The organism is Streptomyces sp. NPDC046759 (assembly GCF_040645475.1).
Taxonomy (GTDB): Bacteria; Actinomycetota; Actinomycetes; order Streptomycetales; family Streptomycetaceae; genus Streptomyces.
Genome location: NZ_JBEYYJ010000012.1, coordinates 157,818 through 174,367, shown reverse-complemented (window position 1 = coordinate 174,367; position 16,550 = coordinate 157,818). Strand labels below are relative to the sequence as shown.

General features: G+C 71.6%; 13 protein-coding genes. 8 read left to right on the top strand and 5 right to left on the bottom strand.

Annotation, left to right across the window (positions count from 1 at the left end; genetic code table 11):
- The first annotated feature begins 14 nt into the window (after window positions 1-14).
- The 6 genes from ABZ919_RS18645 (at window position 15) to ABZ919_RS18620 (ending at window position 8,737) form a co-directional block, all read left to right on the top strand.
- Window positions 15-989, top strand: coding sequence for an SDR family NAD(P)-dependent oxidoreductase (locus tag ABZ919_RS18645; protein WP_361248650.1), 975 nt, complete (start codon window positions 15-17; stop codon window positions 987-989).
- Window positions 986-2,125: a DegT/DnrJ/EryC1/StrS family aminotransferase gene (locus ABZ919_RS18640; protein WP_361248648.1), complete on the top strand. Its 1,140-nt coding sequence runs from the start codon at window positions 986-988 to the stop codon at window positions 2,123-2,125. The genes ABZ919_RS18645 and ABZ919_RS18640 overlap by 4 nt, the downstream gene beginning before the upstream one ends.
- Window positions 2,122-2,808: an acetyltransferase gene (locus ABZ919_RS18635; protein ID WP_361248647.1), complete on the top strand. Its 687-nt coding sequence runs from the start codon at window positions 2,122-2,124 to the stop codon at window positions 2,806-2,808. Before ABZ919_RS18640 ends, ABZ919_RS18635 begins: the two co-directional genes overlap by 4 nt.
- 1 nt (window position 2,809) lies before the next feature.
- The gene (locus tag ABZ919_RS18630; protein ID WP_361248646.1) at window positions 2,810-3,928 is read left to right on the top strand and encodes a DegT/DnrJ/EryC1/StrS family aminotransferase; all 1,119 of its coding nucleotides are present in this window, start codon (window positions 2,810-2,812) and stop codon (window positions 3,926-3,928) included.
- Between the two features lie 71 nt (window positions 3,929-3,999).
- Window positions 4,000-7,611 (top strand): DUF4082 domain-containing protein, encoded by a 3,612-nt coding sequence (locus ABZ919_RS18625; protein WP_361248644.1) that lies wholly within the window; start codon window positions 4,000-4,002, stop codon window positions 7,609-7,611.
- A gap of 79 nt (window positions 7,612-7,690) precedes the next feature.
- Window positions 7,691-8,737, top strand: a complete 1,047-nt coding sequence (locus ABZ919_RS18620) for a glycosyltransferase (RefSeq protein WP_361248643.1) — start codon at window positions 7,691-7,693, stop codon at window positions 8,735-8,737.
- Between the two features lie 17 nt (window positions 8,738-8,754).
- Here ABZ919_RS18620 and ABZ919_RS18615 read toward each other — a convergent pair whose 3' ends face one another.
- Window positions 8,755-9,417, bottom strand: a complete 663-nt coding sequence (locus tag ABZ919_RS18615) for a hypothetical protein (protein ID WP_361248642.1) — start codon at window positions 9,415-9,417, stop codon at window positions 8,755-8,757.
- A gap of 71 nt (window positions 9,418-9,488) precedes the next feature.
- Here ABZ919_RS18615 and ABZ919_RS18610 point away from each other — a divergent pair, with 71 nt between their 5' ends.
- Both ABZ919_RS18610 and ABZ919_RS18605 read left to right on the top strand, forming a co-directional pair.
- Window positions 9,489-11,516 carry an O-antigen ligase family protein gene (locus tag ABZ919_RS18610; RefSeq protein ID WP_361248640.1) on the top strand — a complete coding sequence of 676 codons (2,028 nt, stop codon included), beginning with the start codon at window positions 9,489-9,491 and terminating at the stop codon, window positions 11,514-11,516.
- Window positions 11,513-12,424, top strand: coding sequence for a glycosyltransferase family 2 protein (locus ABZ919_RS18605; RefSeq protein ID WP_361248638.1), 912 nt, complete (start codon window positions 11,513-11,515; stop codon window positions 12,422-12,424). The genes ABZ919_RS18610 and ABZ919_RS18605 overlap by 4 nt, the downstream gene beginning before the upstream one ends.
- Window positions 12,425-12,442: 18 nt before the next feature.
- On the opposite strand, the gene ABZ919_RS18600 is transcribed toward ABZ919_RS18605, so the two are convergent.
- Genes ABZ919_RS18600 through ABZ919_RS18585 form a run of 4 tightly spaced genes read right to left on the bottom strand, consistent with a single transcriptional unit; the run spans window position 12,443 to window position 16,539 of the window.
- Window positions 12,443-13,234, bottom strand: a complete 792-nt coding sequence (locus ABZ919_RS18600; RefSeq protein ID WP_361248636.1) for a glycosyltransferase — start codon at window positions 13,232-13,234, stop codon at window positions 12,443-12,445.
- A gap of 11 nt (window positions 13,235-13,245) precedes the next feature.
- Window positions 13,246-14,208: a hypothetical protein gene (locus ABZ919_RS18595; protein ID WP_361248634.1), complete on the bottom strand. Its 963-nt coding sequence runs from the start codon at window positions 14,206-14,208 to the stop codon at window positions 13,246-13,248.
- Window positions 14,205-15,692: an oligosaccharide flippase family protein gene (locus tag ABZ919_RS18590; protein ID WP_361248632.1), complete on the bottom strand. Its 1,488-nt coding sequence runs from the start codon at window positions 15,690-15,692 to the stop codon at window positions 14,205-14,207. Before ABZ919_RS18590 ends, ABZ919_RS18595 begins: the two co-directional genes overlap by 4 nt.
- Window positions 15,655-16,539 carry a Wzz/FepE/Etk N-terminal domain-containing protein gene (locus ABZ919_RS18585; RefSeq protein ID WP_361248630.1) on the bottom strand — a complete coding sequence of 295 codons (885 nt, stop codon included), beginning with the start codon at window positions 16,537-16,539 and terminating at the stop codon, window positions 15,655-15,657. Before ABZ919_RS18585 ends, ABZ919_RS18590 begins: the two co-directional genes overlap by 38 nt.
- Window positions 16,540-16,550: the final 11 nt, after the last annotated feature.

Here is a 16,550-nt window from a genome sequence, read left to right as displayed (position 1 = left end):
AGAGGGCAAGCTAGTTGAGCAGCGTACGAGGCAAGAAGATCCTGGTCACCGGAGGAGCGGGCACCATCGGCTCCAACCTCGTCGACCTTCTGGCCGAGGGGGGCGCCCGCGAGATCGTGGTGCTGGACAACTTCGTGCGCGGACGGAGGGCCAATCTCGCCCGGGCCCTGCCGAGCGGCGCCGTCGGGATCGTCGAGGGCGACGTACGGGACGCCGACACCGTACGCAAGGCCACCGAGGGCGCCGACCTGGTGTTCCACCTCGCCGCGATCCGCATCACCCAGTGCGCGGAGGAACCCAGGCTCGCCAACGAGGTCCTGGTCGACGGCACCTTCAACGTCCTGGAGGCCGCGGCCGAGGCCGGCGTGTCCAAGGTGATCGCCTCGTCCTCGGCGTCCGTCTACGGCATGGCCGAGACCTTCCCGACGACCGAGCGCCACCACCCGTACAACAACGACACGTTCTACGGGGCGGCCAAGGCCTTCAACGAGGGCATGCTGCGCAGCTTCCACGCCATGTACGGCCTGGACTACGTGGCGCTGCGCTACTTCAACGTCTACGGCCCCCGGATGGACATCCACGGCCTCTACACCGAGGTGCTCATCCGCTGGATGGAACGCATCGAGGCGGGCGAGCCGCCGCTGATCCTCGGCGACGGCACGCAGACCATGGACTTCGTGGACGTCCGCGACATCGCACGGGCCAATGTGCTGGCCGCCGAGTCGGACCTCACCGACGAGGTGTTCAACATCGCGAGCGGTACCGAGACCTCACTGAAGGAGCTCGCCCACGGCCTGCTGGAGGCGATGGGGGCCCAGGGCCTGGAGCCGGTGCACGGGCCCGCCCGCGCGGTGAACGGCGTGGCCCGCAGGCTCGCGGACACCTCGCACGCCGCCGAGCGGCTCGGCTTCACCGCGCGGATCGACCTGCGTACGGGGCTCAGGGACCTGGTGGAGTGGTGGCGAGCGGAGCGGGAGGCGGCCAAGTGAGCACCGACCGCATCCCGGTGATGATCCCCTGGCTCGGCGAGGAGGAGGCCCGCGCCGCCTCCGAAGCGGTGCTGTCCGGATGGGTCGCCCAGGGCCCTGGGGTCGCCGCCTTCGAGCGGGCCTTCGCCGAGCGGGTGGGCGCCGAGCACGGCATCGCGGTCAGCTCGTGCACCACCGCCCTGCACCTCTCGCTCGTCGCGCTCGGACTGGGGCCCGGCGACGAGGTCGTGGTGCCCTCACTGTCGTTCATCGCCACCGCCAACGCCGTACGGTACGTCGGCGCCGAGCCGGTGTTCGCCGACGTCGACCTCGCCACCGGCAACCTGACCGCGGCCACCGTCGACGCGGTCCGCACTCCGCGCACCAGGGCCGTCCTCGCCGTCCACCAGGGCGGCGTGCCGGCCGACGTGCACGCCCTGCGAGCCGCCTGCGCCGACTGGGACCTTCCCCTGGTCGAGGACGCGGCCTGCGCCATCGGTTCCACCGTCGGCGGCAAACCCGTCGGTCAGGGCGCGCTGCTCGCCGCCTGGTCCTTCCATCCCCGCAAGCTCGTCACCACCGGCGAGGGCGGCATGATCACCACCGACGACGCCGAGTGGGCGGCACGTCTGCGCCGGCTGCGCGAGCACGGGATGAACGCCTCGGCGGCGCAGCGCCACGCGAGTGACAAGCCGGTTCTGGAGAGCTACCTGGAAGTCGGCTTCAACTACCGGATGACTGACATCCAGGCCGCGGTCGGTCTGGTCCAGCTCGGCAAGCTCGACGCGATGATCGCCCGGCGGCGCGAGCTGGCGGCCCGCTACGACACGCTGCTGCACGACCTCCACGGCCTCACCCCCGTACGCGACCCCGCGCACGGGCAGAGCAACTTCCAGTCCTACTGGGTGCTGCTGGACGAGGACTTCCCCGTCGGCCGGGACGGCCTGCTCACCGCACTCGCCGAGGCCGGCGTCTCCGCCCGGCGCGGGATCATGGCCGCGCACCTCGAACCCGCCTACGCCGACCACCCCCGCGCACCGCTGCCGTTCACCGAGCGGATCACCCGCGACTCGCTGATCCTGCCCCTGTTCCACACGATGACCGAGGCCCAGCAGGACCGGGTCGTGGCCGGCTTGCGCGAACAGGCCCGAAGATGAGCGGGCTGCTGATCGTCGGCGCGGGAGGCTTCGCCCGGGAGACCGCACAGGCGGTACGGGACGCGGGCGACGTCGAGCTGCTCGGCCACCTCGACGACAACCCCGCGCTGCACGGCGGCGAGGTGGACGGGGTGCCCGTTCTCGGCGGCTGCGACCTGGTCCATGACCTGCCCGGCGCCCGGGTGGTGATCTGTGTCGGCAACCCCGGGGACTACGCGGCCCGCGCCCGACTGGTCCGCCGGCTCGGCCTGTCCACCGGCCGCTACGCCACCGTGATCCACCCGACGGCGGCGGTGTCGGCGACGTCCGAGGTCGGCTCCGGCTCCGTGCTGCTCGCGCACTGCGTGCTGACCGCCGCCGTGCGGGTGGGCGCCCACGTCGCCGTGATGCCGCAGGCCGTCCTCACCCATGACGACGTGGTCGAGGACTACGTCACGCTCGCGTCCGGCGTCCGCCTGGGCGGCGGCGCACGGCTGGAGCGCGGGGCCTACGTGGGCTCCGGGGCCCTGGTCAGGGAGGGCACGACGGTCGGCGCCTGGTCGCTGATCGGGATGGGGAGCGGTGTGCTCGGCGATGTGCCGCCGGGCGAGGTGTGGGCGGGGAGCCCGGCCCGGCGACTGCGTGAGGCCGACGCGCCCGCGCTCGACGAACTTGCGAGGCGAACAGTAGTGGGGGACCGCTGACATGAACCAGATTCCGCTCGTGGACCTCAAGGCGGCACACGAGGAGGTCGCCGGCGAGGTGCGGGCCGGGTTCGAACGGATCCTGGCCGGCACCGCGTTCATCGGAGGCGACGAGGTCCGCCGGTTCGAGCGCGAGTACGCCGACTTCGGCGGCGTCGCCCACTGCGTGGGTGTCGCCAACGGCACCGACGCCGTCGAACTCGCCCTGCGGGCCCACGGTGTCGGGCCCGGCGACGAGGTCGTGGTGCCCGCCAACACCTTCATCGCCACGGCGGGAGCGGTGGCCAGGACCGGCGCGCGACCGGTCCTGGCGGACTGTCTGCCCGACAGCCATCTGCTCGACCCGCAGGCCGCGCTGGACGCGGTCGGCCCGGCCACCCGCGCGGTCGTACCCGTCCATCTCTACGGCCAGATGGCTGACGTGAGGGAGCTGGCGGGCCAACTGCCCGGCCACGTACGGGTCGTGGAGGACGCCGCGCAGTGCCAGGGCGCGACCCGCGAGGGCCGGCCGCCGGGCAGTGGCGGTATCGCGGCCACCAGCTTCTACCCGGGCAAGAACCTGGGCGCCTACGGCGACGCCGGCGCGGTACTGACCGACGACGAGGAACTGGCCGGCCGGGTGCGGGCCATCGCCAACCACGGCGGCGTCGCCAAGTACCGCCACGACATGCCCGGCTTCAACAGCCGCCTGGACGGGCTGCAGGCCGTCGTCCTGCGGGCGAAGCTGGCCCGGCTGGCGGACGGCAACGCCGCCCGGCGGGCGGCCGCGGCCCGCTACGACACGCTGCTCGCCGACCTGGTGGCCACGGGCCGGGTCGTGCTGCCGACGACGGCGGCCGGAAACGTCCACGTATGGCACCTGTACGTCGTCCAGATCGCCGGGGCGGACCGTGACGACGTCGTGGGCAAGCTCAATGCCGAGGGGATCGGCGCCGGGGTGCACTACCCGGCCCCGGTCCACCTCACTCCGGCCTACCGCCCCCTCGGTCACACCAGGGGCGACTTCCCGAACGCCGAGAAGGCGGCCGAACGGATCCTGTCGCTGCCGCTCTACCCGCAGATCACCCCTGGCCAGCAGCAGCGCGTCGTCGACACGCTCACCGACGCGCTGCGCGCCTGACCGGACCCGGGCTCCACGTACCACCCCGGCTCCCACGGGCCGGTCCTGCACAGCACCGCTGAGAGGTACACATGAACAGATGGACCAGACGGATCCGGGGCGTCCGCCTCGCCGTCGTAGCGGCTTTGACATGGGCGGTGCTCCCGCAGGCTGTGCCCGCCCAGGCGGCGTCCGATCCGTGCGGAGCGGGCTCCAACCCGATCGTCTGCGAGAACTCCAAGCCGGGCAGCCCGATGTCCGACTGGTTCGCGCCCAACGCCTACGGTGACATTCAGGGGTTCACCACCAAGGAGAGCGTCCAGGCCGGTGACACCGTCCAGTTCAAGGTCCAGTCGAAGGTCTCGTACCACATCGAGATCTACCGGCTGGGCTGGTACGGCGGCGACGGCGCGCGCGAGATGTCGACCCCGGCCCAGGCGTCCGTGAACTATCCGGCCGACTACGTCACCAAACCGGCAAACTGCACCACCAAGAGCAGCACCGGTCTGGTCGACTGCGGCAACTGGCCCGTGACCGCGAGCTGGACGGTCCCCAGCGACGCCGTGTCCGGCCTGTACATCGCCAACCTCACGCAGAACGACGGCGACGGCCTGATGCCGTACCCGTTCGTCGTCCGCAACGACTCCAGCACCTCGGACATGGTCGTGCAGACCAGCGACCAGACCTGGCAGGCGTACAACGACTACGGGGGCCAGGACCTGTACGGGGGCGCGGGGCCCGCACCGGACGGCCGCGCCTACGAGGTCAGCTACAACCGGCCGCTGGACATCGGCGGCGACAACGGCATCTACGGCTCCGAGTACATGATGCTGTCCTGGCTGGAGCGCAACGGCTACGACGTCAGCTATCTGTCCGGCGTGGACGTGTCCTCGCCGGGCGGCGCCACCCTGTTGAAGAAGCACAGGGTGTACATGTCCTCCGGCCACGACGAGTACTGGACGCAGAGCCAGTACTCCAACGTCCTTGCGGCCCGCAAGGCCGGTGTGCGGGAGGCCTTCTTCAGCGGCAACGAGGTCTTCTGGAAGACCCGGTTCGCCCCGAGCATCGACGGCACCGGAACGGCGGACCGGACCCTGGTCTGCTACAAGATGACCAAGATGGCGCAGAACAACGGCGTCGCCGACCCCAGCGGCATCTGGACCGGCACCTGGATGGACCCGGCCAGCACCCAGTACGGGCAGGGCTACCAGCCGCCGAACATCCTCACCGGCTCCATGTTCCAGGTGAACGGCTACCGCAGCGACGCCATCACCGTCCCCGGCTCGTACGGCAGGAACCGGATCTGGCGCAACACCTCCGTCGCGGGCCTCACCGCCGGCCAGACCGCCACCTTCCCGACCGGCACCCTCGGCTACGAGTGGGACAGCGACATAACCAACAGCACCAGGCCGGCCGGCGAGATCGACCTGTCGTCCACCACCGTGGACATCGCCGACGGCAAACTCCGCATGGACTGGGGCAACGTGTACGGCAACGGCACGGCGACGCACAGTCTGGTGGAGTTCCGCGACCCGGACTCGGGGGCCCTGGTGTTCGGCTCGGGAACCGTGCAGTGGTCGTGGGGCCTGACCAACATCCCGGTGAACAACCCCGATGACACGGTGGTCACCGAGGACTCCCGCATGCAGCAGGCGACCGTGAACGTCCTCGCCGACATGGGCGTACAGCCCAAGACCCTGCAGAGCAACCTGGTCGCCGCCACGGCCTCCACCGACACCACCGGCCCGACGGTCACCGTGACGAGCCCGGCCTCCGGGATCACGGTCCCGGCGCTGAAGCCGGTCACCGTCACCGGCACCGCCACCGACTCCGGCGGCGGCGTGGTGGCCCGCGTGGAGGTGTCCACGGACGGCGGAAAGACCTGGAACGCCGCCACCGGCCTGGCGTCCTGGAAGTACAGCTGGACCCCGACGACCCCGGGCTCGGCGTCCATCGAGGTCCGCGCGGTCGACGACAGCGTCAACATCGGCGCCGTCACCACCCTCCCACTGACCGTCGGCCCCCAGGCCTGCCCCTGCACCGTCTGGCCGGCCTCGGCGGTGCCCGGCACCGTGAACGCGGGCGACGGCAGCTCGGTGGAGCTCGGCGTCAAGTTCCGTACCACCACGGCCGGTTCGATCACCGGTGTGCGCTTCTACAAGTCGCCCGCCAACACCGGAACCCACACCGGCAGCCTGTGGACCGCCTCCGGCACCCGCCTGGCCACCGGCACCTTCACCAATGAGACGGCCTCCGGCTGGCAGCAGCTGAACTTCGCCACCCCGGTGACCGTCAAGGCCAACACCACCTATGTCGCCTCGTACTTCGCCCCCAACGGCGGATACTCCTACGACGGCGGCTACTTCTCCGGCGGCGACGCGGGCCTCGCCCCGCTCACCGCGCTGAAGAACGGCACCGACGGCGGCAACGGCGTCTACCACTACGGCTCGGCCAGCGCCTTCCCTTCCTCGCAGTCCTCCGGCAGCAACTACTGGGTCGACGTGGTGCTGGACACCTCGAACGCCCTCACGACCCCGCCCACCGTCACCTCGACCTCCCCGACCTCCGGGGCGACCGACGCGTCGATCACGGCGGCGGCGTCGGCCGTCTTCAGCTCTGCCGTCGACCCGGACAGCGTGACGTTCAGCCTGAAGGACCCCGACGGCGACACGGTGCCGGGGGCCGTCACCTTCCCCGCGTCGAACAAGGCGACCTTCACCCCCTCGACGCAACTCGCGCTGCACACCGTGTACACCGCGTCCGTCCAGGCCTTGGATGTGTGGGGCAACGCCATGCCGGACGCGGTCACGTGGTCCTTCACCACCAGTTCCAGCCCGCCCGCGGTCACCTGCCCCTGCTCGCTGTGGAGCTCCTCCGCCGTGCCGGCCACCACGGACGTGACCGGCGACGCCAACTCCGTCGAGCTCGGCACCCGGTTCACCTCCTCGGTGGACGGCTGGGTCACCGGCGTCACCTTCTACAAGGGCACCGGCAACACCGGCACCCACACCGGCAGCCTCTGGTCCGACAGCGGCACGCTGCTCGCCAGCGGCACCTTCACGGGCGAGACGGCCTCCGGCTGGCAGCAGCTGACCTTCGCCACCCCGGTGGCCGTCACCGCCGGCACTCCGTACGTCGTCTCCTACCACGCGCCGAAGGGCAACTACGCGGTGGACGGCGGCTACTTCTCAGCCGCCCACCAGTCGTATCCGCTGACCGCCACCGCCGACACCACCGCCCACCACAACGGGCTCTACCGGTACGGCACCGACTCGGCCTTCCCCAACGGTTCCTACGGCTCCGCGAACTACTGGGTCGGGCCCGTCTTCACCGCCGACGACCCGAACGCGATGCTGTCGGCACCCACCGCCTCGGAGGTGACCACGTCCTCGGTGACGCACACCGCCGACGCGTGCAGCCCCCTCGTCGTGACGCTGCCCACCGGGGCCGCGGTGTCCTCGGTCCAGGCGACCGTCACCGTCCTGTCCGGCCCGCAGGCGGCCGCCGCCAGGAAACTCCACGTCACGGCAGTCACCTCCTACGACCGGGCCACCCACCGGATGTCCGTCCACCTCTCGGCTCCCTTGCCGGACGGCACACGGTTCAAGGTCACGGTCACGGCCCGGGACGGGCACCGCCGTCCGGTGACGTCCCGCAGCTGGACCCTGACCAGCAGGACCGTGCACAAGACGAAGAAGAACTGACCGCCCAGAACCCACCGGTGACCGGTCTCCCGCCGAGCGCGGCCAAAGACCGGTCACCGGGGATTGGCTTCCCGCATCGATGAGCACCGTCAGCGTTGTGATCCCCTGCTACAAGTACGGCCACTTCCTCGCCGACTGCCTGAGCAGCGTCCTGGACGAGCAGGACGGCGTCGACGTCCGGGTCCTCGTCATCGACGACGCCTCACCCGATGACTCGGCGGAGACCGCGCACAAGCTCGCCGCCGCCGACCCCCGGATCGAAGTCCGCGTCCACGAGACCAACAAGGGCCACATCGCCACCTACAACGAGGGCCTCCTGGAGTGGGCCGACGGCGACTACGTCGCCCTCCTCTCCGCCGACGACAGACTCGTCCCGGGCGCGCTGACGCGGGCCGCCGCCCTGCTGGACGCCCATCCCGAGGCGGGGTTCGCCTACGGGCGCCCCCTGCGCTTCACGCACGGCGGCCCCCTGCCGCGGGCCCGCACGCAGAGCACCGGCTCGATCGTCTACCCCGGCCAGTGGTGGCTGGAACGGCGGTTCCGCGAGGGCACCGGCTGCATCACCTCACCGGAAGTCGTCGTCCGCACCAGCCTCCAGCGCACGGTCGGCGGCTACGATCCGGCCCTTCCCCACGCCGGCGACATCGAGATGTGGATGCGGCTCGCCGCGCACGCCGACGTCGGCTACATACGCGGTGCCGACCAGGCCTTCTACCGCGTCCACGGCCAGAACATGTCCACCACCGACTTCGGCGGTCAGCTCGACGACCTGCGCCAGCGTCTCGTGGCGTTCGACTCCGTGCTCGCCAAGTGCGCCGACCGACTGCCCCACGCCGAGCGCCTGGCCGACGAGGTCCACACCCGGCTCGCCCGCTTCGCGCTGCGCCGGGCCTACCGGGCCTACGACCGGGGGCGCACCCACGTCGTGCCGGTCGACGCGTGCGTGGCGTTCGCCGAGGAGTGCCTGCCGGGATACGCGGCGCTGCCCGAGTACCGGGCGCTGCGGCTGCGGAGGCGGGTCGGTCCGGCGGTGATGCCGTACCTGCAGCCGCTGGTGTGGTCGGCCGTGGCCGAGCGGGGGCGGGAGTGGCTGTGGTGGGAGTCGTGGAAGCGCCGCGGCATCTGATGAGCGGGCAGAACGGTTCAGCCGGCCGCGGGCACCGGACCGGGCACCGGGCGGCGGCCCGGGGGCAGCTTCCGGCGGTGGAGGGCGTACCGGTCCAGCCACAACGCGCCCAGAACGCCGCCGGCCAGGCCCAGCAGCGTCGTACCCGCCAGGCCCCTGCTCTTGTTGCCCAGCACCCGGGCGGCGCTCGGGGAGGTCAGGACGGAGGCGGTGATCCGCGAACCGGCCGGGACTGCCTGGGCCGTCTGCAGCGCGTCGACATGTCTGACGTAGACGCCGATGATGCGGCGCACCGCCGCCACCGCGGAGCCGGCGTCGGACGCCCGGGACTGCACCTGCAGGGACGGGATCAGATAGCGGGGCGTCGCGCTGGTACCGCTGTTCCGGGGGACGAGGTGGTAGGTCCCGTGGACACCCACCGCGCTCAACTCCCTGACACCGGCGGGAGATTGCAGTTGCTGCACCACCGCGTAGGAGACCACCGCGAGCGGCGGCTGCAGATTGGTGAGCTGATTGGGCTGGTTCTGCGTCACCGGCGGCTTGAGGACGATGACCGCGGAGCCGACGTACTGGGGAGCGGGGCGCACCACGTGGTACGCCCCGGCGGCCGTCAGCAGCAGCGCGGCCACCAGGACGTACCAGCGGCGAAGCAGCGCGTCGGCGACGTTCCCGGGCGACATGCGAGATCCTTCCGTCGCCCCCGATACTGGCAGGACGCGCGGCGGTGTGCCACCGAACGGAGGAACGGTTCATGAGCCTCGGTGAGATATGGGCCATTCTCCGCAGACGCTGGTATTTCATGGTGCCCTTCACCGTGCTCAGCCTGCTCGGTGGCGCGTACCTGTACGCGACCGTCCCCGTCTCCTACCAGTCGCAGAGCTCGGTCGCGCTGCTGGACTCCTCTGCCGTCGCGCGGCTGGCCCCCACGTTCGGCAACCCGATCTCGAACGCCGGTGGTTCGCTCATCGTCACGGCCGACGTGCTGATCAGGGCGCTCGAATCGGACGACGCCGCCAGGGAGTTGCACAGCCGGGGCGTCACGGACCCCTACACCGCGGGATTCGCGCCCGCCAGCGACAGCCCGCTGCTTCTGCTCGGCGTCACCGGAACCGACCGGGCGAAGGTGCTCGAGGAGACCGACACCCTCACCGCCTTCGCGGGCGAGCAGCTGAACGTGCTGCAGGCCGCCTCCAAGGTCCCTCCCGCCTACACGGTGCAGACCGCGAGCGTCGTCCTGCCGCAGACCCCGGTGGCGAAGTCGAAGAGCCGCTACCAGGACATCGCGGCCGTCGTCATCCTGGGCGTCGTCAGCGCGTTCCTGCTGTCGATCCTGATGGAGGGCGTCGCGGTGGTGCGCCGCCGGCGCCAGGGCGGCAGGAGGGCGGTTGCGCGCCCCCGGAAGGCCCTCGCCGTCCACGGCGCACGAGCGGGCTGGCTGAACCGCCGGGTCGACGCCACCGCGATCCTCACCGTCTATCTGGTGCTGGCCTTCTTCATTCCGTCGAACCTGGCCCTGCCCGCGCTCGGCGGCGTCGGCACCCCGGCCAACGTCTTCGCCCTGCTCGGACTGTTGTGGTACCTCGCGACCTGGCTCGGCGGCCGCATCCTTCCCGCGCCGGGAACCAGGCCCGTCCGGATCGCGATGTGCGGGCTCGGGGTGGCCGTCCTGGTGGCGTACGTCGCGGACGCGATGCGCGACAGCTCGCACGAGGAGGTCCTCGGCGCCGACCGCGGGCTGATCGGGTTCCTGGTGTGGGTGGCGCTGGTCGTCCTGACCTCGGCGGGCGTGCAGGACCGCGGCCGGCTCGACGTCCTCATGCGCCGGGTGGTGGTGCTGGGATCCGTGGTCGCCGCGATCGGCTTCTACGACTTCTTCGCGGCGACCAACGTCGCCGACTCCCTCCACGTCCCCGGCCTGCAGACGAGCGTGGCCCAGGTGAGCGTCATGGACCGTGGCGCCTTCACCCGGCCCCGGGCCACCACGGCCCAGCCGCTGGAGTTCGCCGGCATGCTGGCGATCCTGCTGCCCTTCGCGATCCAGCAGGCCCTGGATCCCGTACGCCGTCACCTCCATGTGCTGCGCCGCTGGGGACCGGTGGCGCTCATGGCCGGAGCGCTGCCCCTGACGGTGTCGCGGACCTCGATCATCGGTCTGCTGCTGGTCGCCCTGGTGATGGTGCCGCGCTGGAAACCGGCCCGGCGCTGGGCCGCGATCGGTGTGATGACGGCCTCCGTGGCCGTCTTCAAGGTGCTCATTCCCGGGCTGATCGGCACGATCACCGGTTTGTTCGCGTCGTTCCTGTCCAACTCCGACAGCAGCACCCAGGCGCGGACGGTCAAGTACAGCGCGATCGTGCCCTACCTGAAGGAGCATCCGCTGTTCGGGCGGGGCTTCGGGACCTTCACACCGGACCTCTACTTCTTCACGGACAACCAGTACATGCTGGCCCTGGCCGAGATGGGTGTGCTCGGGATCGTCGCGCTGCTCGTCCTGTTCGTCACCGGAATCCACCACGGCGGCGCGGTACGGCGGCTGGCCCGCACCGAGTCCGACCGGGAACTGGGGCAGGCGTTCTTCGCCTCGTCGGTGGTCGCCCTGGTCATCAGCGCCACCTTCGACTCACTGAGCTTCCCGATGTTCGCCGGCATGTTCTTCCTGATGCTGGGCGCGGGCGGCAGCTATCTGGGCTTCGCCCGGCGCGAGGCGGCTGCCGCCGCCGTCCCGGCGGCCCGAGACGACCTCGAAGCCCAGCTTCCCGAACTCCTGGAGACCCGTTGAACCGCGTCGCCGTCATCGTCGTCACCTGGAACAGCGCCTCGGTGCTCCCCGGGTTCCTCGCCGCGCTTCCGCACGGCATGGCGGGCCTCGACTGGCGGCTCTTCGTCGCCGACAACGACTCCGCCGACGACACCGTCGAGGTGCTCCACGCGCTGGCCCCCGACGCCACCGTCGTCCAGACCGGCCGCAACGCCGGGTACGCCGCGGGTGTCAACGCGGCGCTGGGCGCCGCCGAGGAGTGGGACGGCGGCTATGGGGCCGTGCTGATCTGCAACCCCGACATCCGTATGCGTCAGGGCTGCGCCGAGCGGCTCGTCGACGGGCTCGGTGACGGAGTGGGCATCGCCGTCCCGCTCCTGTACGAGGAGGGCCGGGACACCCCCCATTACTCGCTGCGCCGCGAGTCGAGCGTGTCCCGGGCGCTCGGCGAGGCCCTCATCGGCAACCGCCGGGCCGGGCGCTTCCCCCGTCTGAGCGAACTCGTCACCGACCCCGCCGCGTACCGGCGGCCCACGCGCGCCGACTGGGCGACCGGCGCGCTGATGGCCGTCTCGGCGGACTGTCTGGCCGACTGCGGGCCGTGGGACGAGTCCTTCTTCCTCTATTCGGAGGAGACCGAGTACTGCCTGCGGGCCAGGGACTTGGGACACGCCACCCGGCTGGAGCCGACGGCCGAGGCCGTCCACCTGGGCGGCGACTCCCGGGTCTCGCCCCGGCTGTGGACCCTGCTCACCCTCAACCGCGTGCGGTTGTACGGGCGGCGCCACGGGGCCTTGGCGACCGTGTGCTTCAGGGGTGCCGTGTTCCTGCGCGAGGCGTCGCGGGCCGCCCTCGGCAGGCGGGCCAGCCGCGCGGCGGCGACCGCCCTGCTAACGCCGGGCGCACTGCGGGTCACGCCGGGACCGTGACACCCGGTGGGCGCAGGATCAGCCGGACCAAGTCGTGTAGAAGCTGTGGGGGTTCACCAGATACCGCACGGTGGCGTCCGGCACGTGCCGCACGCTGTGGCGGCGGCTGTAGCGGTGGACGAGCTCCCAGTCCTCACGCGGAAGCACGTCCGGCGTCCGCCGCAGTCGGCTGAAGTGCAGCGACCCGTTGCGTCGCGCGACGAACGCGTTGGTGTCCAGAAAGGACTCCCGCCCGGCCCGGCGGCGGTCGAACGGGACGGACAGGACGTCCCGCTCGGTCCCGTCCGGCAGGACGCGGCGGAGCGCGGTGTAGACGCCGTCGGGCCCGCCGGGAGCCCCCAGGACCGCCAGCGCGCGCTCCAGATGGTCGGGTTCCCACAGGTTGTCGTCGTCCAGGAAGGCCACGTACCGCGAACGGGTCAGGCGGATGCCGACATTGCGCACCACGCCGGCCACGCCGGTGTTGCGCGCCAGCGAGACGGCGCACAGCCGTGGATCGTCCGGAAGTTCCGGCAGGCCGGCGCCGTCGTCGACCACGACCACCACCTGGTCGCGTACGGTTTGGGCGAGGGCCGAGCGCACGGCCGCCCGCAGCTGGTCGGGACGGCGGTGGGTGGCGATGACCGTGGCGACGAGACCGGCGGGCAGGCCGGCGGCGGCAGCCGCGAGGCGGCGGGTCTCGGCGGTCTCGAAGCGGCGCAGCCGCAGCGCGGAGGGCGCGAGGAGGATCTTGTTGCGGAGCTCGAAGAGGACGAGCCAGCCGAAGCTGCGCTTGAGGAGTTCCCAGGGGGCGCGGGCGATGCGTCGCATGATCCTCTTCCTCAGCCGGCCGGCTCGGGGGTGATGGGGGTGCCGTCGGAGAACCTGTTGCCGCGCCAGACGTTGCCGTTGCCGCCGGCGTTCCAGGCGGTGACGGCTCCGTAGCCCCCGGCGTTGTGGTGGTACCGCGTCGAGAAGACGTTGTCGGTGACCGTGATCCCGGTGGCGCCCTTGCCGCCGGCGTAGAGGGCGTACGCGCCCCCGGCCAGCAGGTTGCCGTCGACGACCGTGTCGGAGACGTGGCCGGTGTCGGCGAACAGGCCGATGCTCGCGGAGGCCCCGCGGTCGACGGAGACGGGATTCAGCAAGGTGTTGTGGCGGATGATCAGTTTGCCCTTTCCGCCTCCGCCGCTGATCACCGCATCGGTGTGCTGCCACTCGCCGCCTGTGTTGCGGAAGGGGACGAGGTCGTGCACGTAGGTGTCGTGGATGTCGCCCTGGCCCATCGAGAGGGCGTTGCCGAAGACGGAGACGTCGCACCAGCCGACCTCGACGGAGCTGGTCCCCATGTTGGAGACGGCGTAGTCCACGCCGCCGTTGTCGGGGCCCTTGCCGGGGACGGCGGTGATGGTGGTGTGCAGGATCCGCAGGCCGCTGTGGCCGGGGCGCAGGTTGACCCCCCACCAGTTGGCGGAGGTGATCCTGGTGTCCACGATGGTCACGTCGTTCGCGTAGATGTCGAGCGAGCCGGTGATGTCCCATCCCTTGATGACGGCCCCGTCGGTCCTGACGGTCATGTCGCCGGTGGCGTGGGGCGTGAGGGGGACACGGGGGCCGGTGCTGCGGGCGTCGGGGAAACCCGCTTCCCCGGGTGCCGCGGGTCCCGCGTGAGGCGTGTCCGTGCGCCCGGCACCGGAGTGAGCGGTCTCCTTCCCGTCCTCACGGGGAGGAGGGGAAGCGCCGCCGGCGCAGGCGGTGGCCAGCACGAGCGCCAGGACGGCGAGCAGTCGGCGTAACCGGGTCATGCGGTCTCCACGGTGCGGGAGCCGAGCAGGATGCGGCGGCCGGGCAGGACACACAGCACGTAACAGACCAGGGCGGCGGCACCGACGGCGCAGAGCGCGAGGGTGCTCTCGCCGAGGAACCGCTTCGCGGCAAGGAGCACCAGGGCCATCACGACTCCCGCGAGCAAGGGCCAGGCGCAGGCCCGGGCCATCGGGACGAGACCGATCCCGGCCCGGCCGAGGGCATGCAGGAAGGCGGGCACCACGAGACAGCCGGCGACCAGCACGTGGCCCTGGGAGACGCCGACGATGCCGCCCAGGCGTGCGCCGACGAGGAGGACGGGGACGAGCGCCACGACCCAGAGCCCCTGGACGAGCAGAAGAGCACGGCGCTGCTCGGTGGCGACCAGGCAGTCGTAGGCGAGTTCGCAGCCGATACGGATCAGGCCGAGGGCCATCAGCCACGGCAGCGCGGCGGCGGCGGGCAGCCAGCGGCTCCCGTACACGAGGTGCACCACCGGGGCGGCGAGGCCCCCGAGCAGCACGCACAGGGGGACGGTGCCGGCGACCAGCACTCCCAGGGCGCGGCTGAAGCCCTGGGCGAGGGCCTGCGGGGAGTCGGCGAGCCGGGAGAAGCCGGCGAACGAGACACGTCGGGCCGCCTCGGACACGATGCGCACCGGCCAGCCGGACATGTTGAACGCCAGGACGTAGAAGCCGAGCGAGACCTGGCCCAGGGAGGAGCCGACGACCAGGGTGTCCACGTTCACGACGGCGAGGGCGAGCAGGCTCGCGCCGGCCAGGGGCAGCCCGAACTTCAGCAGCGCACGGGCCTGTTCGGGATCCCAGCCGAATCGCAGGGTGCCGGGCGCGGCCAGGGCGCAGCCGATCAGGGCGGCGACGTTGCCCGCGACCGCGCCGCAGGCGAAGCTCATCGCGCCCCAGCCGGCGAAGGCCAGCGCCAGGGTGACGGCGGTACTGACGAGGAAGTTGGCCGCGTCGACGAGCATGCGCCTGCCCTGGGCGAACTCCCGGGCCAGGAAGCCGGCGGGCACCTGGGCCACCCCGTCCGTCACCACGCACAGGCACATCACCCGCAGGACGCCCGCGGCCTCGGGCGAGCCGAGCAGCCCGGCCACGGCCGGCGCCGAGACGAACAGGACGGCGTACAGCAGCCCGCTGGACGCCGCGCCCAGGGTGAGCACGGTCGGCGCGAAGCGGCGGGGGTCGCCGTCCCAGCGGATGATGGCCAGGCCGACACCGAGTTCGTTGGCGGAGAGCAGGACCAGGAGCACCGTCTGGGCGATGCCGTAGACACCCCACTGGGCCGGTCCGAGGGCGAAGCGCGCCAGCAGGATGCCGGTGGCGAAGTTGCCGAGGCGCATGACGACGGTGTTGATCAGGCTCCAGCGGGCCGCGTTGCGGACCTTGCGGCCCAGGGTCGCGGGAGCGGGGGTGTCGCTCGGTTCAGCGGTCCCGCTGTCCGGTGTGCGAACGCTGTCCATGAGTCGACTCCTCGTCGAGCGGCTCGGCGGCGGGCGCCACGGCCATGGCGGGCCGGGCGGCCCCCGGCTCGGCGGCCGGCCCGTTCCCGGTGGACTGCGACCAGGTGGGCGGCGGCCGGAGGGTCATCGTCTGGTCCGCGGCCGGTTCCCCGGCCCCCGGCTCGGGGGCGGGGACCGGCTGCACCGGTTCGTCAGGCCGCACCGGTGTGCGCGACCTGCGGCGCGCCTCCACGTAGAAGACGGCGACCAGGCTCAGCACCAGGCCCAGGCACCCGGCCAGGACCAGGTATTCGAGCCGGGTCTTGGTCTGCGCCACCGGGTTCTGCGGAGGCACGATGGTCGTCATGCGGATCATCGCCTTCGGGGCGACCGACTGCTGCTTCTGGAACTGGTCCAGCCGTTCCTCGGCGTACGCGGTCAGGACGCGGTCGGAGGACAGGACCGCGGCCTCGTCCGTGCCGGTCACCGTGAGCCACATCAGCGGACCCTGGGCGTTGTCGGCGAGCTTGGCCTCGAACGTGCCGGTGAGGCCACGGGACTTCAACTCCCGGACGGACGCGTCGGAGTTGAGGTTCCGGGCCAGGCTGTCGGCCATACCGGTGAGCGAGGTCTGGGTGCTGAGGAAGGGGTTGCCGTCGTAGGCCAGGGTCGCCTTCTGGGAGTTCAGCAGGACCACCGTGCTCTGCGACTGGTAGGTGACCGGGACCAGCAGGGCCACGGCCACGGTCAGGACGGCGGTCAGCAGTAGTCCGGGCAGCAGGACGTACCAGCGCCTGCGCATGACCCGGACGATCTCCGCGAGATCCATGGTGGTGGTCCCCCTAGCGACCTGACGTTCGACGAGCATGACGCGAGCGG